Genomic DNA, 25,856 nt, shown 5'->3' on the forward strand with positions numbered 1-25,856 from the left:
GTCGTGCACAGCCGCCTGGCCGCCGAGCCGAAGCTGGCCAACCGACGCTACAAGCCACCCGATTCAGACGCTTTGCCACCAGCCCTCCAGGTTGTCGCTCACGCCAAGGAGGTCTCGCATCCAGACAATCAACGTCACGCAAAGGGTTATTGGTGCGGGCGGAGGGACTCGAACCCCCACAGCTTGCGCCGCTGGAACCTAAATCCAGTGCGTCTACCAATTCCGCCACGCCCGCACGTGGTGGGCCTGGAGGGACTTGAACCCCCAACCAGACCGTTATGAGCGGCCGGCTCTAACCATTGAGCTACAGGCCCCACCCTCTGCCACCCGCCCATTTCAGGCGGTTGCCCTGTGCATCCCGTGACACAGGTATCCAGGCTGATCAAGCAGCCAATGGTGTCTCCTCAGGCGTCCAGGCAGAAATCCTCCCCGACGCCCCTCAACCGGCTTGCGGACAGGATCAGCGTCCCTGTGGCTGCAAGGCGCGGGCAAGGTCCCGGATCACGCTGTCCTCGATGTTGAGCCTATCAAATTCCTGTTCGGCCCCAGGATCCAGAGCCGGCTCAGAAGCCTCGGGCGCACGCGCCGCCGGGGATGGATGCGGCTGGGGCTCGCGTGCGTGGTCACCCAAGATATCGAGCAGGCTGTGGAGGGCTGCGTCCGTGACCTCTATCACTGCAGGGGATGGCAGACCGGCCAGAGCGATGGCGCGGGTTTGATAGTTGGGATCACTGGTGACCTCGGGCCCGAACCAGGCCGGAGGCTGGAACTTTCGCGCTGCCTTGTCGTGCTTGAACACGATGGTGATCAGGTCGAGCGGCCCCGGACTGATGAAGCGATGGACGGCGGCGATGTGGGAGCCGATGTCCAAGCTGACATTCTGGAGTTCGACCTGTCCGGCGGCCAACTCGAGCAGAGCCTCGGCCTGCAGACGGGAGATCGCAGTCAGATCCTCGTGCATCCCGGTGGGATGAGGGGAGACCAGGACGAGGTGCCCTGCTTCGCCTTCCAGCTGGACATGGGTGCTGCGGCTTGGTCCTTCCGGGAAGTAGCCTCGTCGGACGAGCTGACCTCCTCTCTCCCTCTCGATCAATCGAGCCAGGGAAGAGGCGAGCAGAAAGACACGAGTGGTACTCATCGGTTCAGCCGTCCACGAAGGTGCTGCGGGTCAAGCCAGTTCCTCTCAAGCTAGGGCTTAAGGAGGAGCCAGGGAAGGGACTTGGACAATCTCTCCCGGGCAGGCGCTCAATCGCCGCACACCATGGGCGCGGCAGCTTCAAATACTGTTCGAGCAGGCCAGCATGCCCTCGAGATCGATATAGTGCCCGGCGCGGTCGCGCTTGGCGGCCAGGTAGCTGACGTTCTCGGCCGTGGGACGGCCCAGCACCCGATGGTCCGAGATGACCTCGAGTCCGGCCTTGGTCAGCGCTGCGATCTTGTCTGGGTTGTTGGTCATGAGGCGGACCTTGGCGACGCCCAGTTCCTTGAGCATCACGGCGGCGAAATCGAAGCGGCGCTGGTCGGCCTCGAAGCCCAGCATCTCGTCGGCATCATAAGTGTCGTAGCCCTGCGACTGGAGCTTGTAGGCCCGGATCTTGTTGGCAATGCCGTTCCCGCGACCCTCCTGATCGAGATAGAGCAGGATGCCGCCCTCGCCCGAGGCCATGAAGCGCACCGTCTCGCGCAGCTGGTCGCCGCAATCGCATTTCAGGCTGCCGAAGAGGTCGCCCGTGAGGCAGGCCGAGTGCAGCCGCACGGTCACGGGCTTCGCGACATCCGGTTTGCCGACGACGATCGCCACCTGATCGCGCAGGCCCTCGCCACCGCGGAACACCACGAATTCGCTGGTCGGCGCCCCTTCGAGCGGCACCGGCGCCCGGCTGACGATCTTCAACTCGGCCGCCGTGGCACGGCGATAACTCCGGATGGCCTCGCCGGACACGCGCACGAGCGACGGGGCGATCTCGATGCCCTTCGCCAGCGGCACCACGATCACGGCCGGCAGGACGAGAGACAGGCGGGCGAGTTCCAGCGCCTCTCCGTCCAGCCCGTCGGCGGGCCGAACCGGTGCGTCGATGCGGCCATCGACCCTGAGCGCCAGAGCCTCCACGCGCCTCCGATCGACCACGGGCAGAGCCACCCGGCCGGAAACCTCACGCTCAAGGCCGAGGCGGCGAAGCCGCGCCGCCGGCAGGACGAGATGGGCGTGGCCGCCGGCCACCGCCTCGATCTCGACGCACATCGCCTCGTCCAGGTCCTCGACGCCAGCCACGAGCACGCTGCCCTCCGCCCCGTCGATCACCACCGGGCGGGCGCTGCGGAACTCCATGATCGCCCGCTCGACCGAGGTCGTGGCGGGATTGGCGGACAGGCTCAAGGTCAGGCGCATGGTCGAAAACTCGAGAAAAACGGCCTCGGATCTGGCAGGTTGTGGGTCTTGATGGCCAGACGGCCTCTGAAGCCAGGCTTCAGGATGATCGCCACCCTACCACAGGCCACCCCCGATCCCTAATCGCATAGATGCGATGGCTGCCATGCCGGATCAACAGGCTCGCCTGCAAATGTCTCTTGGCTCGACGGCATAGTCCGTGCGCGCTATCTCTGGCGCGTCCCTCCGCTTCAGCTTCCGCAAAGATCCTTGCCCATGTCCTCGTTGCCCATGTCCTCGTTCCTGCCCCGGCTCGTCGCCCTCGGCCTCATCGGTTTCGCCTCCGCGACGGGTGCCGCCACCCTCGACGGATTGGCCGTGACCGTGACCAATACCAGCGAGCCGGTCCTTTGCGCGGAAAAGGACAATGTGGCGATCAATTTCGCCGCCCCGGAGGTGAAGCATTTCCAGATCGAGGCCGTGCATCCGGCCTATATGGGGTCCCTGCGCCAGGATCGCTGGGAGCCGGACTGGACCGCCTGCGAGGACATCTCCGAACAGACCTCGGCCAAGCCTCATCCGACCATGGCGACCCTCTATGAGGACGCCGATCTGCGAATCATGGGCCTATCGTTTACGGAGTTCTGGCGCCCGAGCGACGTCACGGTGACGATCGGCGACAAGGTCACGCCCAAGATCCATCTCCTTCAGCTGCTGAAGAAGCGGGGCAACAAGGCGGTCGAGGTGCTCGTGATCTATCCTGGGGACGGCTACTGGCGCATCAAGCCGCTCCCGCCCGAGCATCTGGACTGGACCTCCTACGGCTCCTCCTTCCTGGTCGGCCCGGTGGAATTCGACCAGCGCCCCGTGGTGAACCTGAAGGATGTCGCCGTCGACCCGAAGACCATGACGTTCACGCTGACCCTGGCGAAGGGCGGCAAGGCGATCGTCGCGGTCAAGGCCCTCAACGAAGAGCGCATGACCCTCGACGTGTCGTTCGATCAGGCAATCGCCGGCCTGCCCTTCGCGGGCCTTCGCTCCATGTACGTGACCGAGTTCAACGCAGACGTGGCCCGCATTGCCGTCCGCGAGGCCGGGGCACGGTCCTGGCGCGAGGAGCCGATCATGAATTTCCGCGACGCCAAGGCGACCGACGCCTGGATGGGCCGCCTGGTGCCGTCGCGGCACAACACCAGCGCGCCCGACATGATGTTCAACCGTTTCCGCGCGACGCCGGCTCCCTGACGGCGAGTCGCGCGCTGATGGCTGAAAGGACCCTGCCGTCGATCAGGACGAGGCCTGCGCCGATCAGCACCATGCCGGCCACATGCCGCACCATCAGGGTCTCGCCGAGGACCGAGACCCCGAACAGGATCGCACTGACCGGAATCAGGAACGTCACGAGACCTACATTCGTGGCGCCGGCCCGCGCGAGCAGGCGGAAGAAGATCAGATAGGCGAAGGCCGTCGAGACCAGACCAAGGGCCGCCAGGGACAGCATGGCGGCGGTGCTGGGCACCGCCAGTGTCCAGGGTTGCTCGACGATCAGGGCGGCAGGCAGGAGAATCGCGCTCGAGACCATGACCTGACCGGCAGCCGTCGCGAGAGGCGGGATGCCCATCGTCTTGAAACGGCGACCGAACACCCCGGAGAAGCCATAGGACAGGGCCGCTCCCAGCACGGCGAGTTGCGCGAGGATGCCCGCATCGAGCGACGCGGCGGCCGCCGACCCGATCATCACCGCAACCCCGATGAAGCCCACGATCACGCCCGCGAGCCGCTGGCCCGTGAGCCGCTCGTCGGCCGTCAGAAAATGCGCCACGATCACCGTGAAGAGCGGCGTGGTTGCGTTGAGAACGGACGCCAGGCCGCTGGCGATATGGCTTTGTCCCCAGGCGATCAGGGTGAAGGGAATGACGTTGTTGAGGATCGACATGCCGAGAAAGGCGGCCCAGACCTGGCGGGTCCGAGGCAGATCGACGCCCATGAGCCTGAGGACGAGCAGCAGCGCCCCCGCGGCGGTCAGCACCCGCAGCGCCACGATGGTCAGGGGCGGCAACTCCCGGACAGCCACACCCACGAAGAGAAATGACCCGCCCCAGACGACCGAAAGGACCGTCAAGAGCGCCCAATCGGACGCGGTCATGGTTTTATGGATGGCAGCCTGCGGCATCGGGTCGGTTCCGGATTTCGTGGACCAGACCTGACACGAAGCGGACCGCGAGGCGACCCGTTTTCTGTGATCAGGAGAGGTCGTACCATTCCCCATTGCTGCGGCATGCGAGCATCTCGCCCGACCGCGCCGTCCCGCCGCTCCGCAATTCGCGGCGGATCAGGCGACAATCGAGCTCGCCGAACGCCTTCCTGTTCGTCGGTTTCAGGCTCACCCTGCCGGACGCGCCGGTCGCAGGGTTCTGCCACGTCGCGCTGGACGCGCCTGCGCCAGCGAGGATGGACAGAACCGCCCGCGCCTCCGCCGGGCGATCCGCATCGGGAACGAGCTGCTGGGACGCCCGCTGGGCCTCCGCCTGCGCGATGCTGGCACTCGCCTGACCTCTGGCGGCGGCCAGCTGGCTCGACGTCATGCCGGCGGCCGCAGCCTGCATGGCGAGGGACGGAGCGGCGGCCGCCAGACCGACGCCGCCGGTCATGGCCCCGCCGATTGCCGCCGATGCAACCGTGCTGGCCATGCCGGCCGCATGCCTGGCCATCATCAGGCTCGACTGGCGGTCGATCTCGCCGAGATAGTTGGGTCGTGCCGTGTTGCCGGCCGCCACGTCGGACAGGCGCGACGCGAACCGGCTGAAGTCGATGCTCTGAGGATCAGGATCCCGCTCGGGCTGAGCGCTCTGGACCAGGCTCACGGCGGTTCCGGACAGGCCGGTCGGATCCAGCCCCGTGGCGGCTCCCAGGGCGATCGATCCGGCCCCCGTCTGATTGCAGGCGGCCAGGATGGACATCATCGCAAGCGCGCCGAGGCCTGTGACAGCCCTGATCATGATTTGCCCCTTGGGTTAACGTAACGATATAATATCACCATAACATCATGAAAAAAGAAACGACAGCCCTGATTGGAGCGGACCATCCACAGGGAAGATCAACCGGCGATCAAGATTCGGTTTACGACGATGGACAACACCCGGCGGCCTTTACCACTCCTTCACGGCTTTGGAGCCAACCTCCCGGTCATCATCTGCACCATGCTGCGTCCTGCCATGACCCCGCCGCTCTCCCGTGACCCGTCCTACAGCGTCCGCCATCAGACGGTGCGGTCGAGCTTCTGCGTGCTGCCGCACGATCCCCGGCCGGCGCGCAATACGAGTTTCATCTTCGGTCGATCGGATTCGCGCTACCGGCCCCTGCTCAACCAGGAGGAGCGCGACCGGCTCCACATCTGGGCCATGATCGTCGCGCTCTCGTCCTCCGTGGCGGGCACCACCCTGCTCCTGACGGCGATCTTTCGCTGACGGGTTTACCGCAGCGGCCAGACCAGCATGATCAGCGGGACGCCGATGACGACCACCAGGATCGACAGAGGCAGTCCGAGCCGCCAGTAATCCCCGAAGCGATACCCTCCCGGCCCCATGACCAGAGTGTTGCACTGGTGGCCGATGGGGGTGAGGAAGTCGCAGGCTGCCCCGATGGCGACCGCCATGAGAAACGCATCGGGCTTGAAGCCGAGCTGGCTGGCGAAGCTCGCCGCGATGGGTGCCATCACCAGCACGGTGGCGGCGTTGTTGAGGAACGGCGTCACCGCCATGGCCGCCACCATGATGAGCACGAGCGCCCCGGTCGGCGGCAGCATGTGAGCGGCCGTCGAGAGCCAACCTGCGATGAGATCCGTGCCGCCCGTCGTGCGGATCGATTCGCTGACGGGAATGAGCGCACCGAGCATGACGATGATCGGCCATTCGATCGTATCGTAGGCCTCACGCAGGGTCAGGGATCCGAACAGGACGAGGAGGACGCCCGCCCCGAAGAAGGCGACGGCCACCGGCAGGATGTTGAAGGCGACAAGCAACATGGTGCCGGCCAGGATCGCGGCCGGCAGGAGGCTGCGGCGCGCGCTGCCGAGGCGGATCTCGCGTTCCGCGAGGGGCAGGCAGCCGAGCTCGCGCAGGGTCTCCGGCAGCCGCCTGAGATTGCCCTGGAGGACAATGACGTCGCCGGACCACAGGGTGATGGTGCGCAGCCGCTCCTTGAACCGCTGGCCGCTGCGACTGACCGCGATGAGGTTGACGCCGAAGCGCTCGTAGAGGCCCATCTTCTCCGCCGAGGCGCCGGCCAGGGCGGAATTCGGGCCGACGATCGCCTCGATCACGCCAATCTCGTCCTGCGCCTCTTCCATCTCGGGCTGACGGTGCTCCCGGCTGAGCTTCAGCCCGGCCCGGGAGACGGCGCTCTCGAGAGCATCCGGCTCGCCTTCGAGCATGAGCAGGTCGTTCTCGCGGATGGCCGCATCGGGGAGCGGGCTGGAGCTGCGGGTCTCGTTGCGGATGATCGCCGCGACCTTCACTTCGCCGTTGGCGAGCCTGTGCAGGTCCGCCACGGTCTGGCCGATCACCTCGGACTCGGACGTGACGCGGGCTTCGGTGATGTAGTCCTTGATGTCGAGCGCCGCATCGAGGGAGGCGGCCCCCTTGCGTCCCTGCGGCAGGAGCCGATAGCCGAAGGCCAGGAAGACGACGCCGGCCAGCGCGATGCCGACACCGACGGGCGTGAAGTCGAACATGCCGAACGGCTCGCCCAGGAGTTCCTGCCTGACCCGCGACACGATGATGTTGGGCGAAGTGCCGACCAGGGTGACGATGCCGCCGAGAAGGGAGCCGAAGGCCATCGGCATGAGGAAGCTCGAAGGCGGCGTGTTCGTGCGCCGGGCGATCTGGAAGGCGACGGGAATCATCATCGCCAGCGCGCCGATATTCTTCACGAAAGCGGACAGGACCGTCACCACGGCCACCAGGACGACGACCTGGATCTGCGTGGTGCGCAAATAAGGTCCGACCCGATTCAAGCCGGCTTCCAGGATCCCGGACTTGGCCACTGCTGCGCTGACCAGAAGCGCGCTCGCCACGATGATCACGATGTCGTCGCTGAAGCCCTCGAACGCCTTGTCGGCCGGCACGATGCCGACGAGCACGGCCACCAGCAGCGACAGGACGGCGACGAGATCGTAGCGAAAGCGACCCCAGACGAAGAGCGCCATCATCCCGGCGACGATGGCGAAGGAGAGCATTTGTTGGTGGGTCATGCGAAGCGCGAAGGAGAGGAACTGAGATCCTAACGCTTCAGGCCAGCGTTGGTGCCTTCATTATTGACCGAGCACGAGGGCCCAATAGCGCCCGTAACGATTGTTCGCGTCGGCGCGGGCGAGCCCGATCTTTCGAGCCTGAGGCATCAGGAGGTTGCTGTTGTGGCCGGGCGAGGCCTTCCAGCGCCCGATGGCGCCATCGACCGAATCCGAACCGGCCGAGAGATTTTCGGCCGAGTAGCCGATGACGCCGTATTCGTCCATGCGGCTGGCGAAGCTGCCATGGCTGAGCCGGCCCGCCGCCGCGACGGCCCGCGCCTGGTGCTCGGCGGCCTTGTTCAGGGTCGAGTCCACCGTCACCGGGCTCAAGCCCTTCGAGACGCGATAGGCCGAGATCAGCCGGGCCGCTTCCGCAGCGTCGCTCGTCGAGCTCGCCAGAACGGCATCCTTGGGGGTGAGAGCCCAATCGCCCGCGCAGCCGGCCAGTCCCAGGGCGACGAGGCCCGAGATGATGAGTGCACGCATCTAAATATCCCCTTCGGGCGGCGTTGAGGCGCCGCTCCCCTTGCAAAAAGTGCCTGTGGCATTCATGTGCAGGAGCCATGAACCCGATGACGCTGCATGCCATGTTGAACGGCCAGCGTCCAGATTCCTCCCTCTCCCGCGTCAGCTGACCGCATGCCCTCGAGCCCCTCCTCTCCCGAAGTCGCCGTCATCGGCGGCGGCCCCGCCGGACTGATCGCCGCGGAGGTGCTGGGACATGCGGGGATCGCCGCCACGGTCTACGACCAGATGCCGTCGGCTGGCCGCAAGCTGCTCATGGCCGGCCGGGGCGGCTTGAACCTGACCCATTCGGAGGCGTTCGAACGTTTCGTCACCCGCTACGCCGAGGCCCAGCCGCGACTGCTCCCGACGATCGAGGCCTTTCGCCCGGAGGATCTGCGGGCCTGGTGCGAGAGCCTGGGACAGGACACCTTCGTGGGTTCCAGCGGACGCGTCTTCCCGAGGGCTTTCAAGGCCTCGCCCCTTCTGCGCGCCTGGCTGTCGCGCCTCGAGAGCCTTGGCGTCCGCTTTGCCCTGCGTCACCGCTGGCAGGGCTGGGACGAGGACGGCCGTCTGGTCTTCACCGAGGCGGCCGGACAGGCGGTTCGGATCAGGCCGGCCGCCACAATCCTGGCACTGGGCGGCGCGAGCTGGCCCCGGCTCGGCTCCGACGGGACATGGGCGGAGTTCCTTACCCGGCATGGAGTCACCATCTCGGCCCTGCGTCCCGCCAATATGGGTTTTCTCCTTGCCTGGTCCGACCTCATGCGTGGCCGATTCGCCGGCGCGCCCCTGAAGCGAATCGCCCTGATCTTCGAGGGGACGACCGTGAAGGGCGAAGCCGTCGTCACGGCGGATGGGATTGAAGGCGGAGCGGTCTACGCCCTCTCGGCCCGTCTCCGTGATGCCATCGAGCGGACGGGCCAAGCCACGCTCCACCTCGATCTGCGACCCGACCTGACCGAGGACGCTCTGGCAAAGCGCCTCGAGGCTCCGCGCAAGGGCCAATCCACGTCCACCTTCCTGCGCAAGGCCGCGGGTCTCGGCCCCGTCGGGATCGCGCTGCTCCGGGAGGCCTCGCCGTCCCTCCCGACCGAGCCCCGTGCGCTGGCCCGCCTGATCAAGGCGGTGCCCCTGACACTGACGGGAACGAAACCCCTCGACCGGGCGATCTCCACCGCCGGCGGCATCCCCTTCGACGAGGTCGACGAGCATCTGATGCTGCGGCGGATGCCCGACGTCTTCGTGGCCGGCGAGATGCTGGACTGGGAGGCGCCCACCGGCGGCTACCTGCTCCAGGCGACCTTTGCGACCGGCATCGCGGCCGCGCGAGGGGCGCTGATCCGGCTGGGGATCCCCGATGCCGCATTGACGGGAGGCCTCTCCTCGGCCACAGGGCAGACGTGATCGATCCCGCCAAGATTCTCCACGACGTTTTCGGCTTCCCCTCCTTCCGCGAAGGACAGGAGGAGATCGTGCGCGCCGTGCTGGCCGGCGAGGATGTTCTGGCCATCATGCCGACCGGAGCCGGCAAGTCCCTCTGCTACCAGCTGCCGACCCTCGCCCGCGAGGGCTTGACCCTGGTGGTCTCCCCGCTCATCGCCCTCATGCGCGACCAGGTAGCGGCGTTGCGTCATTTCGGCATCGAGGCGGGCAGCCTCAACTCCGCCAACGACCCGGCCGAGAACCGCCGCGTGGTCGACGCGGTGCGGGACGGCCGCATGCGGGTTCTCTACGCGTCGCCGGAGCGGCTGGCGAATACCGGTACCACCGAGTGGCTGGGGCGCGCCGGCGTCAACCTGCTCGCCATCGACGAAGCCCATTGCGTCTCGCAATGGGGGCATGATTTCCGGCCGGAATACGCCATGCTGGGCGAGGTGCGCCAGCGCCTGGGCAACGTGCAGACCATCGCGCTCACCGCGACCGCCGACGTGGCGACGCGCAACGACATCATGCATCGCCTGTTCGAGGAGAAGCCGCGCCTCTTCATCCACGGCTTCGACCGGCCGAACTTGCGCCTCGCCATGCAGGCGAAGGAGCATTCGAAGCGCCAGCTCTTCTCCTTCCTCGACAAGCACCGGCACGAGAGCGGCATCGTCTATTGCTCGTCCCGCGACGCCACGGAAAAGCTGGCGGACTCGCTCAGCCAGGCCGGCTATCGCGCTCTGCCCTACCATGCCGGCATGCCCCAAGGAGACCGGGCCAAGAACCAGGACATCTTCCTGCAGGAGGACGGCGTGGTGATGGTCGCCACCGTGGCCTTCGGCATGGGCATCGACAAGCCCGACGTGCGCTTCGTCGCCCATGCGGCCCTGCCGAAATCGATCGAAGCCTATTATCAGGAGATCGGCCGCGCCGGGCGCGACGGTGCGCCGGCCGACACCCTCACCCTCTACGGCCTCGACGACATGCGCCTGCGCCGCCTGCAGATCGAGGAGAGCGATGCCGCGGACGAGCAGAAGCGCGTCGAGCGCCAGCGGCTCAACGCGCTCGTCGCCCTGTGCGAGGCGCCGCGCTGCCGCCGCCAGACGCTGCTCGCCTATTTCGGCGAGAGCACCGAACCTTGCGGCAATTGCGACCTGTGCATCGACGGCGTCATGTCCTTCGACGGCACCATCGAGGCCCAGAAGATCCTGTCGGCCATCGTGCGCACCGGCGAGCGCTTCGGCACGGAGCATCTCATCAGCATCCTCGTGGGCGAGGAGACGGATTCGATCCGCCGCTTCGGGCACGACAAGCTGAAGACGTTCGGGGTCGGCAACGACCGCTCGAAGACCGAATGGCGCTCGCTCCTGCGCCAGATCTATGCGGCCGGCCTCGTGGGGCTGGAGCTGGCGGAGTACGGACGCTGGACGCTGACGGACAAAGGCGTGGCCGTTCTCAAGGGGCAGGAGCGGATCGAGCTGCGCTCCGACGTGCTGATGAAGCCCGCCGAGCGCCGCCGCAGGCGCTCCCGGATGGAAGCGGAATCCGTGGTGCCGACCGACGATCCGCTGCTGCTCGACCTGAAGGGGCTGCGCACGCGGCTTGCCAAGGAAGAAGGCGTGCCGGCCTACGTGATCTTCTCCGATCGCAGCCTGATCGACATGGCGGTCAAGCGGCCGACCACCGTGCGCGCCTTCGGCGAGATCCACGGCGTGGGCCAGGCCAAGCTCGACCGCTATGCGGACGCCTTTCTGGAAGTCCTGAAGGCGCACGCGGCCTGAGCGGCGGCTCAGCGACCGAGATAGGCCTCGAGGTCCCGCAGGTGATGATGCCAGCCGGCCGCATGCTGTTCGATCAGCCGCTGCCTTCTATCGGCCGGAACCACCGACCATCCGCGATGCTCCAGGCGAAGAAGCGTTTTCGTCTCGGCGACCGGATCGAGAACCATGGACACCTGGGTGGGCTGGGGCCAGTCCTCGTCGGCCCAGGACAATTCGAGGAACTCCGGCGGCTCGAACCGGCTCACGGTGCCGGTGGTGACCACCCGTCGCCCGGTTTCGTCGGTCCATTCCTCACGAAAGGCCCCGCCGGCCTTCGCGTCCAGATTCACATGGTCGCCCCACCAGGATGCGATCGCGTCCGGCGCGGTCAGCGCCGCCCAGATCCTTTGCGGCGCCTGCCGGATGTCGTATTCGATGACGATCCGATCCGCGGTTGTTCCGACTTTCATGGTCGAACCTCCTCAAGCGGCTTGCCTGTCTCCACCGGCCGGAACATCCACCCACATGCCGGAATGGGCGCTTCGCGCGATCGCATCGACGACCCGCTCGATGCGAACGCCCTCCTCGAACGTGATCAGATGCGCGGCCTCTCCGGCGATGCGGCGCACGAGTTCCCGGCACTCCACGATCTTCAGGTCGTTGAAGCCGAGCCCATGTCCCGGCGCGGGAATGAATCTATCATAAGGCGGGTGATGCGGGGAGGTCAGGATGGTGCGAAAGCCCTGCGTCTCCTTGGCTCCATCGACCGTATAGAGCTGCACCTCGTTCATCCGCTCCTGATCGTACACGACGGTGCCCTTCGAGCCGAAGAGCTGCACGAAGATGCGTCCCTTGCGGCCCCAAGCGGAGCGGTTGAGCGCGATCACCCCGGAGGCGCCATTGTCGAGCTCGATCAGGGTGGTGGCGATGTCGTAGGTCTCCACAGCCCGGCGCCCTCCATCCTTCAGCGGACGATCGGCGTAAGGCTTCGCCATATGGCCGCAGACGCGGCGCACGCCGCCGAAGAGGGACCAGATCAGGCTGAGCGCGTGGACGCCGAAGTCGTCGAGGGCGCCGTGGCCCGAGCCCGCCTCGCTCTTCCAATAGAAGAGCTCCCCCGGATCGGCCATGAAGTCCTCGTCCATCTCGATGCGCACGTGGTTGACATCGCCGATCCGGCCCTCGTCGATCAGACGGCCGATCAGGCGGACGATGGGATTTTGGATGTAGTTGTAGCCGAGAGCAGCGACCTTGCCGGACGCGCGGGCAGCCGCCAGCATCCTGTCCGCATCGGGCAGGCGCGTGGCCATGGGCTTCTCGCACCAGACATGCTTGCCCGCCTCCAGGGCGGCGATCGCCATCTCGGGATGGAAGGCGTTGGGCGTGGTGATCGACACCACGTCGACGGCCGGATCCGCGATGAGCGATCGCCAATCGCCTGTGGCGCGCGCGAACCCCAGCTCGCGTGCCTTCCGTTCAGCGAGCTCCGGCGTGGCCTCCGCCAGGACCGCGAGGCGGGGCCGTTCGACGTCGCCGAAGACCGCCGCAACGGCGTTCCAGGCGAGTGCGTGACACTTGCCCATGTAGCCTGTGCCGATGAGACCGATCCCGAGTGCCGTCATCCGTTGCGCTCCTCGATTTCACGAACAAAACGCGATCCGCATCCAGTGGACCTGGCCGGACGCTCACTTCCTTTGTCATCCTCGGCCTCGTGCCGGCGATCTCGGGCGCATGAAGCACATCGCATTCCAGCATCGCGATGGCCGGGACAGGCCCGGCCATGACATCCGAGGCCTGTGCATCGCCGACAAGGCAGCCCCTGCTGTCAGACCATCCCGCCCAGTTCCTCCGATACCGCCTGCAGCTCCTTTCCGCCGGCCATGAGGTTCTGGAGCTCGTCGATCTGGATCTCGGACTTCCTGTACGTTCCCAGGGTCTTGCCGCGATTGAGCACGGTGAAGCCGTCGCCGACCGCATAGGCGTGGCGCACATTGTGCGTGATGAAGATCACGCCGAGGCCCTTCTGGCGCACCTGATGGATGTATTTCAGCACCATGGATGTCTGCGCCACGCCCAGCGCCGAGGTCGGCTCGTCGAGGATCAGCACCTTGGCGCCGAAATAGACCGCCCGGGCGATCGCCACGCATTGGCGCTCGCCGCCCGACAGGGTGCCGACGGCCTGATGGGGATCGCGCACGTCGATGCCGATCTTGTGCATCTCTTCCCGCGTGACCTCGTCGCAATGGTCGAAATCCACGTTGCGGAACGGCCATATGCCCTTCACCGGCTCGCGGCCCATGAAGAAGTTGCGCGTGACCGACATGAGCGGGATCATCGCGAGATCCTGGTAGACCGTCGCGATCCCCGCATCGAGGGCATCGCGCGGGCTGGCGAAGGCGACCGGCTGCCCTTCGACGAAGAACTCGCCCGACGTCGGCCTGTGCACGCCCGCGAGGGTCTTGATCAGCGTCGACTTGCCGGCGCCGTTGTCGCCGAGCAGGCACATGACCTCGCCGCGCCGGACCGTGAGCGACACGCCCGACAACGCGATCACCGAGCCGAAATGCTTGACGAGGTTGCGGATGTCGATAAGCGGAGCGTCCTTGTCCATCAGCGTTCTCCCGTCACTTTGCGCCGGATGAAGTTGTTGAACAGCACGGCGAGCAGCAGCATGGCCCCCAGGAAGACCTGGAACCAGTCGGAATCGAACCGTGTATAGGTGAGGCCGATGGAGACCATGCCGAAGATGATGGCGCCGAAGAAGGCCCCGATGGCCGAGCCGTAGCCGCCGGTGAGCAAGCATCCCCCGATGACCGCCGCGATGATGGCCTCGAACTCCTTCTGGAAGCCGCGCCGTGCATCGGTCGAGCCCGCGTCGAGCACAGTGAGAATGGCGACCAGCGCGGCCGCGCAGGCGGTGAGCATGAACAGGCCTGTCTTCACCCGGTCCACCGGCACGCCGGAATTGCGCGCCGCGTTCGCATCGCCGCCGGCCGCGAAGATCCAGTTGCCGGCCCGTGTGCGCAGCAGAAGCCAGGTGGCCGTCAGGGCGAAGAGAACGAACCAGACGATGGAGATCGGCACGCCCGTGACGGTCGGCGTCCCGTTCGGGAACTTGGCGATGACGTCGTGCGCCGCGAGCCAGGAGAACACCCCTTCGAAGGCAACCCCCGAGAAGAGCTCGCGGACGAGCCCCTCTCCCGCCTGGTCGCCGATGCCGCGCATCTGCGTCGACCCGCCGGTCGCCCATTTCAATCCGACGAGCGAGAGACCGCGCAGGATGAACAGGAAGGCGAGCGTGACGATGAAGGAGGGCAGCCTCGTGCGGATCACCATCTGGCCGTTCAGGCCGCCGAGCACCGCCGCCACGGCGAGGGTCGCCGCGATGGCGAGCAGCAACGGCCAGCCGCTGAGCGTGATGAAGGCGCCGAAGACGAGGCCGGTGAAGGCCACCATGGAGCCGATGGAAAGATCGAACTCGCCGCCGATCATCAGGAGGGCCGCCGCGATCGCCAGGATGCCGAGCTGCGCGGCCGGCGAGAGAATGTTCATGATTCCCGCGAGGGTGAACATCGAGGCGTCGGCCGTGGAGAGGAAGAAGATCGTCACCAGAACGAGGCCGGCCAGGGCGCCGAGTTCGGGCCGCCGCATGATCTTGGTGAGGAGGGAGACTTCCCGCAGACGCTCGTCCTGAATCGTCTTGACGGCCTTTGCCGGTGCGAGATCAGCGGTCGGCTGAGTGGTGTTGACCATGAGCGCCTCCCAATCGAATCCATGAAACAGAGGAGCCCGCGACCGGCATGGCCGCGGGCTCCGAAGAATTGCTTTAGCGAATGCCCTTGGCGGACAGGTCGATCACCTGGCTGGCCTTTTCCTTGGTGATCAGGTTCGGGCCGGACGGCACGTTGCCGCCGGGCATGAGGCCATACTTGGCGTAGTTGGCCAGGAACACCACGGGCAGGTAGCCCTGCAGGTATTGCTGCTGGTCGATGGCGAAGACCGCTTCGCCGGCCGCCACGGACTTGAGGAACCCGGCCGACATGTCGAACGTGGCGACCCGGATGGCGCCGGTCTTGCCGGCTTCCTTGACGGCCGCGACCGAGGGCTCGCCCGCGGTGCCGGCGCCGAGCGCCAGGACCGTGTCGACCGAGGCGTCGGCCGAGATTGCAGCCTTCACCTTGGCGCGGACATCGGCCGGATCGTTCGTGACCGGCAGGACCGTCACCTTGCCGCCGAAGCCCTCCGTGAAGCCCTTGCAGCGCAGGTCGAGCGACACGTTGCCGACCTCCTGGTTCACGCACAGGCCGACCTTGCCGCCCATCTCCTTGAGCTTGGCGCCGGCGATGCGTCCGGCCTCGACTTCGTCCTGGCCCACATGGAGCTGCGCGCCGAGCTTCTTCGAGACGTCGGAGCCCGAATTCATGGAGATCACCGGAATGCCGGCCGCGACCGCCTTCTGGATCGACGGGCCGAGCGCCGAGGCATCGGGGATCGACACGATGAGGCCGGCGGGCTTCTGGTTGACGGCCGCGTCGATGAGCTGGGCCATGGCGACCATGTCGAAGGTCTCGGGCGCCCGGTAATCGACCTGGACCTTCATGTCCTGGCCGCCGGCCGCCACGCCGTTCTTGACCACCGACCAGAACGGATCGTTGGCCTGACCGTGGCTGACGACGATGATGCGAGTGTTCTGCTGCGCCGCAACCGGGGCGGCGGCCGCAAAGGTCAGGGCTGCCGCGGCAGCCAGACCGGTGATGATGGATTTCATGCTCTTCCTCCCAGATGGTTCTCCCGCGAACGCCGCAACGCCTGTGCGCTGCGGCAATCGCCGCGGCCTTGCCGCTTGCCTTGGCGGGCAGAGAGAAAACAAATGAGCCGAAGGGCGAATCACCGTCCGCACAGCGTTCCCTCTGCCGATCCGATCGTCCGCCGAAACGGAACGTCAGAACCTTTTTTGTTTCTATATTGGAATTTTTATTCCATTTTTGTAGGATCGGGTCAAGGCCGATCTGGCGTCGAGAGGCCTGCGATGGGAACCGAGGACAGCATGGGCAGCGCGGAAGCGGCGGTGGCGGAAACGCCGGACGATTATGACGGCCTTCGCGTGCTCCTGCTCAGTCGCCGCGAGGCGATGCCGAAGCGCCTGAAGCAGATTGCCGCCTTCGCCCTCGAGCACCCGGAGGACATGGCGTTTGGAACGGTCGCGGGCATCGCCGAGCATGCCGGTGTGCAGCCCTCCACCCTGGTGCGCTTCGCCAAGAGCCTCGGCTACGACGGCTTCTCCCATCTGCAGCAGATCTTCCGGGACCGTCTGCGGGAGCGGTTTCCGGATTATCGCGAGCGGCTCCGCAGCCTGCGCGATGCCGATGGGCATCATGTTCATGCGATATCCCTGCTCGACGGTTTCACCAGTGCGGCGGCCGTTTCCCTGGAGCGGATGCGGGCCTCCGTGCGCCCCGAGGAGCTGGCCCGCGCCATCGAGACCCTGGCAAAGGCCGATACCGTCTACCTTCTCGGCGCCCGGCGGGTGTTCCCGGTCATCGCCTATTGCGCCTATGCCTTCGGAAAGCTCGGCATCCGGGCCATCCTCATCGACCATGTCGGACAGCTCGGACCCGAGCAGCTCGCCATCGCGACCAAGCGTGACGCCGTTCTGGCGATCAGCTTCACGCCCTATGCGCCAGTCACGGCCGATCTCGCGGCGGCGGCCGCGCAGCGCGACGTGCCGGTGGTCGCGATCACCGATTCGGCCTTCAGCCCGCTGGTGACGAATGCCGATGTCTGGCTCGAAGTCGCGGAAGCGGATTTCGGCGCCTTCCGGTCGCTCTCCGCCTCGTTCGCCCTGGCCATGGCGCTCGCCGTCGGCACGGCGGAGAAGCGGGCGGAGAGCTGAAAGGCTCTCGCCTCCCGCGCGATATGAGAAAGGGCGCCGCAGCGCCCTTGCCGTTTACAACCGGACCGGTTTTCCGCTCTGCGCCGACTCCGTCGCGGCATCGGCCAGGCGCTGGGCCATGAGACCGTCCCGGCCGGTGGGGTCACACGGCTTGCCGTTGCGGATCGCGTTCAGGAACGTGGCGAGTTCGTCCCGATAGGCTTCGGCGTAGCGCTCCAGGAAGAAGTCCTGCACCGGATCGGCGGTGATGCCCGACGCATTCGCCACCTCGACCGTGGTGCGGTGGATGTTGCCGGCACGGATCATGCCCTTGGACCCATGAACCTCGATGCGCTGGTCGTAGCCGTAGGTGGCGCGGCGGGAATTGGAGATCTGCACGATCCGGCCCTTGGCGGTCTTCAGCATGACGGCGGCGGTGTCGACGTCGCCCGCCTGGCCGATCGCCGGATCGACGAGGGACGAGCCGACCGCATGGACCTCCACCGGCTCGTCGCCCAGCAGCAGGAACCGGGCCATGTCGAGATCGTGGATCATCATGTCCCGGAACAGGCCGCCGGAGGTTGCGATGTAGCTCACCGGTGGCGGGCCGGGATCGCGGGAGAGGATCGTGACCAGTTCCACCTCGCCCACTTCGCCGTCGGCGAGACGACGGCGCAGCGATGCGAAATTCGGGTCGAAGCGTCGGTTGAAGCCGATCATCAGCGGCGTGCCGGCCTTCTCGACCGTGGCGAGACACGCCTCGATGCGCGCGCTCGACAGATCGACCGGCTTCTCGCAGAATACCGCCTTGCCGGCGCGCGCGCCCCGCTCGATCAGGTCGGCATGAGTGGTGGTCGGCGTGCAGACCAGGATCGCGTCCACGTCGGAACGCTCGACGACCGTGTCGAGCGACGCAACCTCGGCTCCGGTGGAGGCCGCCAGATCCTGCGCGGCGGGCGCATGCGGGTCGGCCACCGCCACGAGACGGGCGCCGGGATGGCTGGCGGCGTTGCGCCCGTGAATGCGGCCGATGCGGCCAGCGCCCAATACGGCGATTCTGATCATGTTTCCCCCTGATCCTTTGCCGGCTTACGGAGAATTTGGAATTGATATTCCAGCATAAGGTGCTAATAGAATAAACATTCTATAACGGCAAGAGCCGAACGAGGCTCTCACACGGTTTACAAGACCGGAAGCGGGAGGAACAGCATGAAGCCGGGCCTGGATGTGATCACCATTGGTCGCGCTTCGGTCGATCTCTACGGCCAGCAGGTGGGTGGACGGCTGGAGGACATGGCTTCCTTCTCCAAGGCTGTCGGCGGATGTCCGGCGAACATCGCCATCGGGGCGGCCCGGCTCGGGCTGAAGTCGGGCCTGATCACCCGGGTCGGCGACGAGGCCATGGGTGGCTTCATCCGCGAACAGATGGAGCGCGAAGGCGTCACCACGGCCGGCATCGTCACAGACAGGGAGCGGCTGACCGCCCTCGTGATCCTGGGCGTCCGCGATCAGGACTCCTTTCCCCTGATCTTCTATCGCGACAACTGCGCCGACATGGCGCTCAACGAGGATGACATCGACGAGGGCTTCGTCGCCTCGGCGGCCGCCATCGTCGTGACAGGCACGCACTTCTCGCGGGAGACGACCGCCGCCGCGCAGAAGAAGGCGATCCGGATCGCCAAGGCGAACGGCCGCAAGGTGGTGTTCGACGTGGATTACCGGCCCAACCTCTGGGGCCTCCTCGGTCATGGCGCGGGAGAATCCCGCTACGTGCGCTCCGATGCGGTGACCGAGCACCTGACGCCGATCCTCGCCGATTGCGATCTCGTGGTCGGCACTGAAGAGGAACTGCACATCGCGGGCGGGTCCGAGGACACGCTGTCCGCCATCCGGGCCATCCGGGCCATCTCGAAGGCCACCATCGTGTGCAAGCGCGGCCCCATGGGCTGCGTGGTGTTCCCGGGAGACATTCCGGCCTCCCTCGACGACGGCGTGAAGGGGCCCGGCTTCCCGGTCGAGGTCTATAACGTGCTCGGTGCCGGCGACGCCTTCCTGTCGGGGTTCCTGCGCGGCTGGCTGAAGGGCGAGCCGCTCGAGACGTGCTGCGCCTATGCCAATGCGAGCGGCGCCTTCGCGGTGTCGCGCCTGCTCTGCTCGCCCGAGATCCCGACATTCCCGGAGCTGCAGCACTTCCTGAAGACCGGGAGCCCCCACAGGGCCCTGCGCTTCGACCAGGACATCAACCACATCCATTGGGCGACGACGCGCCGGCCTCAAGCCGATACGCTCATGGCGCTTGCCATCGACCATCGCATGCAGCTGGAGGCGATGGCGAAGGAGATCGGCGCGCCGGTCGAGCGCATTCCCGACTTCAAGGTGCTCGCCGTCGAGGCGGCGGCCCGGGTGGCCGACGGGCGCTCCGGCTTCGGCATGCTGATCGACGGGACCTATGGCCGCGAGGCGCTGTTTCGCGCCGCCGATCACCCGTTCTGGATCGGAAGGCCGGTGGAGCTGCCGGGCTCGCGCCCCCTCGACTTCGAGGGCGGCGGCTCGCTCGGCGCCAGGCTCGTGGAATGGCCGGTCGGACACACCATCAAATGCCTGTGCTTCTACCACCCGGACGATCCGCCGGAGCTGAAGGAGCGCCAGGAGCGCGATCTGCTGCGCCTGTACGATGCAGCGCGTCGCATCGGTCGGGAACTGCTGGTCGAAATCATCGCGGGCAAGCATGGGCTGCTTCAGACCGAAACGGTGGCGGGCATCCTGCAGCGGCTCTACGATCTCGGCATCAGGCCCGACTGGTGGAAGCTCGAACCGCAGCGGGACGAAGCCGCCTGGCATGCCATCGGGGCGGTCATCACCCGCAACGACCCCTATTGCCGCGGGATCGTGCTGCTTGGCCTCGAGGCGCCCGAGAGCGAATTGGAAGCCGCCTTCGCGGCCGCCGCCAAGGAGCCGCAGGTGAAGGGCTTTGCGGTCGGCCGCACCATCTTCAACGATGCGGCCCGGCGGTGGCTCAGGGGCGAGATCTCGGATGAAGCCGCCGTCAGCGACATGGCCTCCCGCTTCCAGCGCCTCGTCGACGCGTGGCAGCGCGTCTCGGGCCAGGCGAAAGCCGCCTAATACCAAGGATGAAGCCCGTGGAAGGCTCCGTCCTCTTCCCATGAACGCGAAAACCTGAACACCTTGCGACGCCATTCGAGAGGTACACGTATGAGCACGATCCGCCTGACCATGGCGCAAGCCGTCGCCCGCTTCCTGACCGCCCAGAAGACGGAGATCGACGGAGAGATCCTGCCGCTCTTCGGCGGTGTCTGGGCCATCTTCGGACACGGCAACGTGGCGGGCATGGGCGAAGCCCTGCACGGGGTGCGCGACCAGCTCCCGACCTACCGGGCCCATAACGAGCAGGGCATGGCGCATGCGGCCATCGCCTTCGCCAAGGCCTCGCGGCGGCGGCGCATGATGGCCTGCACCACGTCCATCGGGCCCGGCGCCACCAACATGGTGACGGCCGCCGCCGTCGCCCATGTGAACCGCCTGCCGGTGCTGCTCCTCCCGGGCGACGTTTTCGCCAACGGCAGGCCGGATCCGGTGCTGCAGCAGATCGAGAGCTTTGCCGACGGCACGATCTCGGCAAACGACTGCTTCCGGCCGGTCTCCCGCTATTTCGACCGCATCACCCGCCCTGAGCAGATCATTCCCGCGCTCCAGCGCGCCATGTCGGTCCTCACGGATCCGGCCGAATGCGGCCCGGCGACGCTTGCCCTCTGCCAGGACACGCAGGCCGAGGCCTACGACTACCCGGAGAGCTTCTTCGCGGAGAAGATCTGGACGCCGCGCCGGATCCGTCCCGACGAGACGGAGCTCGCCCAGGCGGCCGACCTTATCTGCAAGTCCAGGAAGCCCTTCATCGTGGCGGGCGGCGGCGTTCTCTATTCGGGCGCCGAGAGCGCCCTGGCGGATTTCGCGCAAAAACACGGTCTTGCGGTGGGTGAGACGCAGGCCGGCAAGTCGAGCCTGCCTCACGACCACCCGGCCAATCTCGGCGCCATCGGCGTGACCGGGACGGGCGCCGCCAATGCCTTCGCCGAAGACGCCGACGTGGTGATCGCGGTGGGCACGCGCCTGCAGGACTTCACCACGGGCTCATGGGCCCTGTTCAGAAACCCGAAGCGGCGGATCGTGGGCCTCAACGTACAGGCCTTCGACGCGACCAAGCACAATGCGGCTCCGCTCGTTGCCGACGCGCGCGTCGGGCTCGAGGAATTGAGCCGCGCGCTTGGCGACTGGAAGGCGCCGGAAGATCAGGCGGTCAAAGCCCGCGACGAGAAGGCCCGCTGGTTCGATGCCGCGGCCCGCTACACGGACCCGACCAACGTGGAGCTTCCGTCGGACGCGCAGGTGATCGGCGCGGTGCAGCGCGCCTCATCGCCGACCGACGTGGTAGTTTGCGCGGCCGGCGGCCTGCCTGGCGAGCTGCACAAGCACTGGAAGGCGAGCGCGGCGCTGGGCTACCATATGGAATACGGCTATTCCTGCATGGGCTACGAGATCGCAGGCGGGCTCGGCGTCAAGATGGCGGATCCCTCCCGCGAGGTGATCGTGATGGTGGGCGACGGTTCCTACCTCATGATGAATTCGGAGCTCGCCACCTCCGTCATGCTGGGGCATAAGCTCACCGTCGTTCTGCTCGACAATCGCGGTTACGGATGCATCAACCGCCTGCAGCGCGCCACCGGCGGAGAGAGCTTCAACAACCTGCTGCAGCACACCAACCACGTGACTCTGCCCGAGATCGACTTTGCCGCCCACGCGGCTGGGCTCGGCGCGCGATCCGTCAAGGTGAAGGGCATCGGCGAGCTGGAGGATGCGCTCAAGAAGGCGCGCAGCGCGGACCGCAGCACCGTCATCGTCATCGACACCGATCCCCTCGCTTCGACCGACGCCGGCGGCCATTGGTGGGACGTGGCGGTGCCGGAAGTGTCGGTGCGCGAGCAGGTCAACAAAGCCCGCAGGGATTATGAAAAGGCTCTCGCCACGCAGCGCGTGGGCGATTGATCAGGACAGAGGAAGACGAACATGACGATCCGTATCGGGGCCAATCCCATCGGCTGGTCCAATGACGACATGCCGGAACTCGGCGGCGAGACGCCCCTGGAGGTGTGCCTGGCAGAAGCCAAGGAGGCCGGGTTCGAGGGTATGGAGCTCGGCAACAAGTTTCCCCGCGCGCCGGAAGCGCTCAAGAAGGCGCTGGCGCCCTTCGGCCTCGCCTGTGTGTCGGGCTGGTATTCGGCCGAGCTGCTGACGCGCGACGCCGAAGCGGAGATGAAGGCGCTGCGCCCCCACCTGGATCTTCTCAAGAGCATGGGCTCGAACGTGCTCGTCTTCGCCGAGACCTCCAACGCTATCCATGGCGACCGCTCAAAGCCCCTGTCACAGCGCCCGGTCATGCAGGACGGCGATTGGGCCGAGTTCGGGCGCCGTATCACGGAGGTTGCCGAGCGAACCCTGAAGGAGGGCGTGCGCGTCGTCTATCACCATCACATGGGCACGATCGTGGAATCGGAGGCCGACATCGACGCCTTCATGCGTTCCACGGGCGAGGCCGTGCACCTCCTGCTCGACACGGGCCATGCCACCTGGGGCGGCGCGGATCCGGCCGCGCTCGCCCGTCGCTATCGCAGCCGCATCAGCCATGTGCACACGAAGGACGTCCGCAAGGACGTGATGAAGACGTCGCAGGCGCGGGGCTGGAGCTTCCTCGATTCCGTCATCGAAGGCGTCTACACCGTACCGGGCGACGGCATGGTGGATTTCGTTTCCGTGTTCAAGGAATTGCCGGGCTACAGCGGCTGGGTGGTGATCGAGGCGGAGCAGGATCCGAAGAAGGCGCATCCGCTGACCTATGCCAAGATGGGCTATGCCAATCTGACCCGGTTCCTCAAGGAAGCCGGCCTGCGATAAGGAAGAAAGCGATGGCGAATCTTCTCGTCAAACCGTCGAAGCCCGATTCCCAGGGGCGCATCCACGCCATTACGCCGGACTCTGCCGGCTGGACCTATGTGGGCTTCGAAGTTTACCAGCTGAGAGCCGGCCAGAGCCTCCGCGAGGCGACAGGGGACCGGGAGGCCTGCATCGTGCTCCTGTCGGGCAAGGCCCGGGTGGCGGCCTCGGGACGGGATTTCGGCATGATCGGCGGACGCACGTCGCCGTTTGAGCCGGACCCGTGGTCGCTCTACGCGCCGGCCCGCTCCGAGTGGTCGCTCGAGGCGCAGACCGACTGCGAGATCGCCGTCTGCACGGCACCCGCCGAGGGCAAGCTTCCGGCTCGCGTGATCCGCCCCGACGAGGTCGGCCAGGAGACGCGCGGCCAGGGCACGAACACGCGCCACGTGCGTAACATCCTGCCGGAGACGGAAGCCGCGGAGAGCCTGCTCGTGGTCGAAGTCATCACGCCCTCGGGCCATTGGTCGAGCTACCCGCCGCACAAGCACGACCGGGACATGCTTCCGGCCGAGTCGCTGCTGGAAGAGACCTATTACCATCGTCTCAATCCGCCGTCCGGCTTTGCGCTCCAGCGGGTCTACACCGACGACCGCTCTCTCGACGAGACGCTGGCCGCCGGCAACGGCGACGTGGTGCTGGTGCCCAGGGGGTATCACCCGGTGGGCGCGCCGCACGGCTATGAGCTCTATTATCTGAACGTGATGGCGGGTCCGAAGCGGGTCTGGAAGTTCCACAACGATCCCGACCACGAGTGGATGCTGGCGAAAGCTTGATCCTGCTTGACCTTTCAGGCATGAGGCGGGCGAATATTCCTTGAGAGGCCTCATGTCCTGGTCCGATCTCGCCTCGCGCGCCTTCAAGACCGTGATCGCGCTCGTCAGCGCGATCGTGATGGATTACGCATTTCTGAACGGGCGCATGACCCGCCAAGCCGTGACGGGAATCGAGCGCATGGCGTCCGATGCGCCGGTTCTCATCGACCGGCTCGTCGCCAGCGCTCTCAGCATCAAATGGGATCGCTGACCGTATTGATGCATTCGTGATCGCATCACGGCGATCAGCCCCGGAACGGAACGGCCACGGTGCCGTTCTCTCCATGGCTTCACCTCTCATCGCGACCCCATGGCAAACCTTCTGCGCATCCTTCTGGCGATCCTGTTGCCCCCTGTCGGCGTGTTCTTCACCGTCGGCCTGGGCGGTCAGTTCTGGCTCAACATTCTCCTGACGATCCTGGGCTATATTCCAGGCATCGTCCATGCGGTCTGGATCATCGCGCGCCGCGCGCATTGAAAGGTGCAGCGGCGTCCGCAGTGAAGTGCCGTCATCTCTCGCGAAGCCCTTGCTCCGGCGTGACGCGGCCGCTCGCCCCCTCGTGCTCCAGCGCACATGATCGTCGGCCAGCCTGAACGGACCGGGCGCGAGGCCGTTTTCCTACCGTGGATGCGGCATAGCCGGACGCAGGCTTGAAAGACGATCGATGACTGTTCTCGACCCCATCTCCGGAAAGCAGGTCATGATCGACCTGTCGGAAAAATCACGCGGCTCGCGCGGGGGCGCCGGTGGCCGCGAGAGGTCTTCGTGTGCCGGCAGCAATCCAACCGTTGTCCGCGAACCGGAGCCGCATGCTGACAATCTCACTCGGGCGCAGGACAGATCGGGGCGCTGATCTCCTGCAGATGGAATGGCGCGCCCGTCATGATCGGACCGCCTCACCTTCGCCTTCAGAGGGCGAGGCACCGGAATTGCCCTGCGTCCCTATGTGGTTTAGCCGTTCCCTCGGCGAGGCTCTCGCTGTTGAACTGAAGCGGTTCAGCAGGCAAGGTCAAAATCGACAGCACATATCGAAGCAAATCGCTTCCCCGGCACGGGATCTCAAGTACCTTCCGGCCGGGTGGTGGCAAGATCAACCGACCCACGTTCAGCGCTCGGGAGAACCGGCTCAAGGACAAGTTCGAGAAGAGCTACCATCCCCGCAGGACTCGACTGAGCGACCGCTCAAGAAATCTATTCCGTTCAAGCCTTATGAGCATGGAGAAAACGAGCCTGGCAGTCGAACCGGACCTTGAGACCGGGCTGCGCGATTCTGTCGGGAAGCATGGGTTTTCATGACTTGCCGACGACAATGGTATAAGCGGTTCGGCTCTCACAAGCGCCGTGCGCAGTACCGGGATGAGGTCCGTGCATTGTGAGTGCGGTAAGGCAAGCCCTCGACAGCCCTCGCCACCTTTGCCCGTCTCCAACATGGACACGACGATCCTCACCGCCGCAGGCCGGCAGAATACTGCCGCATGTTTGTCAGTATCTTGGCAGACGAAGTCATTTTCATAATAATATTACATAGGACATAAACAGGACACATTCTCAGATAATGTCTCCCGCGCGGATCATAAACAAGCATCAGCATCGAGTTTAGTAAATTAATACTATTCCATCCGCTTGAACAATCCTGAATGACAAGGGGAAATTCAGAGATGACGATTTATTATGTGTCCACGACCGGATCGAACAGCGGCGCCGGCACGACTGCGCAGCCGTTTGCTTCTCTCGAGTACGCGCACAAGCTCGCCAAGCCGGGCGACACCATCTACCTGCGCGGCGGCGTCTACAAGCTTGCCACCGGCATCCAGC

At 66.0% G+C, this 25,856-nt stretch carries 24 protein-coding genes, 2 tRNA genes and 1 pseudogene; 13 read left to right on the top strand and 14 right to left on the bottom strand.

The window, feature by feature from the left end:
* Window positions 1–129 (top strand): annotated as a pseudogene (locus NF876_RS43885) (IS481 family transposase); the annotation flags it as partial.
* 21 nt (window positions 130–150) lie between these two features.
* Here NF876_RS43885 and NF876_RS34130 read toward each other — a convergent pair.
* The 4 genes from NF876_RS34130 to ribA all read right to left on the bottom strand — a co-directional run bounded on the left by NF876_RS34130 (window position 151) and on the right by ribA (window position 2,389).
* Window positions 151–235, bottom strand: a tRNA-Leu gene (locus tag NF876_RS34130).
* A 3-nt stretch (window positions 236–238) separates the two neighbouring features.
* Window positions 239–314 (bottom strand) — tRNA-Ile (locus NF876_RS34135).
* A gap of 146 nt (window positions 315–460) precedes the next feature.
* The gene (locus NF876_RS34140) at window positions 461–1,138 is read right to left on the bottom strand and encodes a CYTH domain-containing protein (RefSeq protein WP_262272568.1); all 678 of its coding nucleotides are present in this window, start codon (window positions 1,136–1,138) and stop codon (window positions 461–463) included.
* Between the two features lie 138 nt (window positions 1,139–1,276).
* The gene (gene ribA, locus NF876_RS34145; protein WP_262272569.1) at window positions 1,277–2,389 is read right to left on the bottom strand and encodes a GTP cyclohydrolase II RibA; all 1,113 of its coding nucleotides are present in this window, start codon (window positions 2,387–2,389) and stop codon (window positions 1,277–1,279) included.
* Between the two features lie 255 nt (window positions 2,390–2,644).
* On the opposite strand from ribA, the gene NF876_RS34150 reads away from it, so the two are divergent.
* Window positions 2,645–3,613: a hypothetical protein gene (locus tag NF876_RS34150; RefSeq protein ID WP_262272570.1), complete on the top strand. Its 969-nt coding sequence runs from the start codon at window positions 2,645–2,647 to the stop codon at window positions 3,611–3,613.
* Here NF876_RS34150 and NF876_RS34155 read toward each other — a convergent pair.
* Together NF876_RS34155 and NF876_RS34160 are read right to left on the bottom strand one after the other, a co-directional pair.
* The gene (locus tag NF876_RS34155; RefSeq protein WP_262272571.1) at window positions 3,582–4,541 is read right to left on the bottom strand and encodes a DMT family transporter; all 960 of its coding nucleotides are present in this window, start codon (window positions 4,539–4,541) and stop codon (window positions 3,582–3,584) included. The genes NF876_RS34150 and NF876_RS34155 overlap by 32 nt on opposite strands.
* 70 nt (window positions 4,542–4,611) lie before the next feature.
* Complete coding sequence (locus tag NF876_RS34160; protein WP_262272572.1) at window positions 4,612–5,367, bottom strand: hypothetical protein; 756 nt, start codon at window positions 5,365–5,367, stop codon at window positions 4,612–4,614.
* 129 nt (window positions 5,368–5,496) lie between these two features.
* Here NF876_RS34160 and NF876_RS34165 point away from each other — a divergent pair, with 129 nt between their 5' ends.
* Window positions 5,497–5,835 (top strand): hypothetical protein, encoded by a 339-nt coding sequence (locus tag NF876_RS34165; protein WP_262272573.1) that lies wholly within the window; start codon window positions 5,497–5,499, stop codon window positions 5,833–5,835.
* Between the two features lie 5 nt (window positions 5,836–5,840).
* Here the strand turns inward: NF876_RS34165 and NF876_RS34170 are convergent, their stop codons facing one another.
* Both NF876_RS34170 and NF876_RS34175 read right to left on the bottom strand, forming a co-directional pair.
* A complete protein-coding gene (locus tag NF876_RS34170) occupies window positions 5,841–7,619 on the bottom strand; it encodes an SLC13 family permease (RefSeq protein ID WP_262272574.1) in 1,779 nt (592 codons plus the stop codon).
* Between the two features lie 60 nt (window positions 7,620–7,679).
* A complete protein-coding gene (locus NF876_RS34175; RefSeq protein WP_262272575.1) occupies window positions 7,680–8,144 on the bottom strand; it encodes a CAP domain-containing protein in 465 nt (154 codons plus the stop codon).
* 153 nt (window positions 8,145–8,297) lie between these two features.
* On the opposite strand from NF876_RS34175, the gene NF876_RS34180 reads away from it, so the two are divergent.
* Both NF876_RS34180 and recQ read left to right on the top strand, forming a co-directional pair.
* Window positions 8,298–9,569: a BaiN/RdsA family NAD(P)/FAD-dependent oxidoreductase gene (locus tag NF876_RS34180; protein ID WP_262272576.1), complete on the top strand. Its 1,272-nt coding sequence runs from the start codon at window positions 8,298–8,300 to the stop codon at window positions 9,567–9,569.
* The gene (recQ, locus tag NF876_RS34185) at window positions 9,566–11,368 is read left to right on the top strand and encodes a DNA helicase RecQ (protein ID WP_262272577.1); all 1,803 of its coding nucleotides are present in this window, start codon (window positions 9,566–9,568) and stop codon (window positions 11,366–11,368) included. The genes NF876_RS34180 and recQ overlap by 4 nt, the downstream gene beginning before the upstream one ends.
* 8 nt (window positions 11,369–11,376) lie before the next feature.
* Here the strand turns inward: recQ and NF876_RS34190 are convergent, their stop codons facing one another.
* The 5 genes from NF876_RS34190 to NF876_RS34210 all read right to left on the bottom strand — a co-directional run bounded on the left by NF876_RS34190 (window position 11,377) and on the right by NF876_RS34210 (window position 16,115).
* Entirely contained in the window at window positions 11,377–11,817 is a 441-nt protein-coding gene (locus NF876_RS34190; protein WP_262272578.1) for an SRPBCC family protein, read from the bottom strand.
* Window positions 11,818–11,829: 12 nt separating this feature from the next.
* Complete coding sequence (locus NF876_RS34195) at window positions 11,830–12,969, bottom strand: Gfo/Idh/MocA family protein (protein ID WP_262272579.1); 1,140 nt, start codon at window positions 12,967–12,969, stop codon at window positions 11,830–11,832.
* 203 nt (window positions 12,970–13,172) lie between these two features.
* The gene (locus NF876_RS34200) at window positions 13,173–13,958 is read right to left on the bottom strand and encodes an ATP-binding cassette domain-containing protein (RefSeq protein ID WP_262272580.1); all 786 of its coding nucleotides are present in this window, start codon (window positions 13,956–13,958) and stop codon (window positions 13,173–13,175) included.
* Window positions 13,958–15,100 carry an ABC transporter permease gene (locus NF876_RS34205; protein WP_262272581.1) on the bottom strand — a complete coding sequence of 381 codons (1,143 nt, stop codon included), beginning with the start codon at window positions 15,098–15,100 and terminating at the stop codon, window positions 13,958–13,960. Before NF876_RS34205 ends, NF876_RS34200 begins: the two co-directional genes overlap by 1 nt.
* A gap of 73 nt (window positions 15,101–15,173) precedes the next feature.
* Window positions 15,174–16,115, bottom strand: a complete 942-nt coding sequence (locus tag NF876_RS34210; protein ID WP_262272582.1) for a sugar ABC transporter substrate-binding protein — start codon at window positions 16,113–16,115, stop codon at window positions 15,174–15,176.
* A 261-nt stretch (window positions 16,116–16,376) separates the two neighbouring features.
* On the opposite strand from NF876_RS34210, the gene NF876_RS34215 reads away from it, so the two are divergent.
* The gene (locus NF876_RS34215; RefSeq protein ID WP_373371388.1) at window positions 16,377–17,240 is read left to right on the top strand and encodes a MurR/RpiR family transcriptional regulator; all 864 of its coding nucleotides are present in this window, start codon (window positions 16,377–16,379) and stop codon (window positions 17,238–17,240) included.
* A gap of 54 nt (window positions 17,241–17,294) precedes the next feature.
* On the opposite strand, the gene iolG is transcribed toward NF876_RS34215, so the two are convergent.
* Window positions 17,295–18,284, bottom strand: coding sequence for an inositol 2-dehydrogenase (iolG, locus tag NF876_RS34220; protein WP_262272583.1), 990 nt, complete (start codon window positions 18,282–18,284; stop codon window positions 17,295–17,297).
* Between the two features lie 144 nt (window positions 18,285–18,428).
* On the opposite strand from iolG, the gene NF876_RS34225 reads away from it, so the two are divergent.
* The 7 genes from NF876_RS34225 to NF876_RS43940 form a co-directional block, all read left to right on the top strand.
* Window positions 18,429–20,342, top strand: a complete 1,914-nt coding sequence (locus NF876_RS34225; RefSeq protein ID WP_262272584.1) for a bifunctional 5-dehydro-2-deoxygluconokinase/5-dehydro-2-deoxyphosphogluconate aldolase — start codon at window positions 18,429–18,431, stop codon at window positions 20,340–20,342.
* Window positions 20,343–20,432: 90 nt separating this feature from the next.
* A complete protein-coding gene (gene iolD / locus NF876_RS34230; RefSeq protein ID WP_262272585.1) occupies window positions 20,433–22,280 on the top strand; it encodes a 3D-(3,5/4)-trihydroxycyclohexane-1,2-dione acylhydrolase (decyclizing) in 1,848 nt (615 codons plus the stop codon).
* 21 nt (window positions 22,281–22,301) lie between these two features.
* Window positions 22,302–23,186 (top strand): myo-inosose-2 dehydratase, encoded by an 885-nt coding sequence (gene iolE, locus NF876_RS34235; RefSeq protein ID WP_262272586.1) that lies wholly within the window; start codon window positions 22,302–22,304, stop codon window positions 23,184–23,186.
* 11 nt (window positions 23,187–23,197) lie between these two features.
* Window positions 23,198–24,001: a 5-deoxy-glucuronate isomerase gene (gene iolB / locus NF876_RS34240; protein WP_262272587.1), complete on the top strand. Its 804-nt coding sequence runs from the start codon at window positions 23,198–23,200 to the stop codon at window positions 23,999–24,001.
* A 52-nt stretch (window positions 24,002–24,053) separates the two neighbouring features.
* Window positions 24,054–24,251 carry a hypothetical protein gene (locus NF876_RS34245; protein WP_262272588.1) on the top strand — a complete coding sequence of 66 codons (198 nt, stop codon included), beginning with the start codon at window positions 24,054–24,056 and terminating at the stop codon, window positions 24,249–24,251.
* A 99-nt stretch (window positions 24,252–24,350) separates the two neighbouring features.
* The gene (locus NF876_RS34250) at window positions 24,351–24,518 is read left to right on the top strand and encodes a YqaE/Pmp3 family membrane protein (RefSeq protein WP_114943178.1); all 168 of its coding nucleotides are present in this window, start codon (window positions 24,351–24,353) and stop codon (window positions 24,516–24,518) included.
* Between the two features lie 1,181 nt (window positions 24,519–25,699).
* Window positions 25,700–25,856: right-handed parallel beta-helix repeat-containing protein (locus NF876_RS43940; RefSeq protein WP_507237397.1), on the top strand; the 157-nt coding region annotated here is incomplete at its 3' end.

It is taken from the genome of Microvirga yunnanensis, from assembly GCF_025460875.1.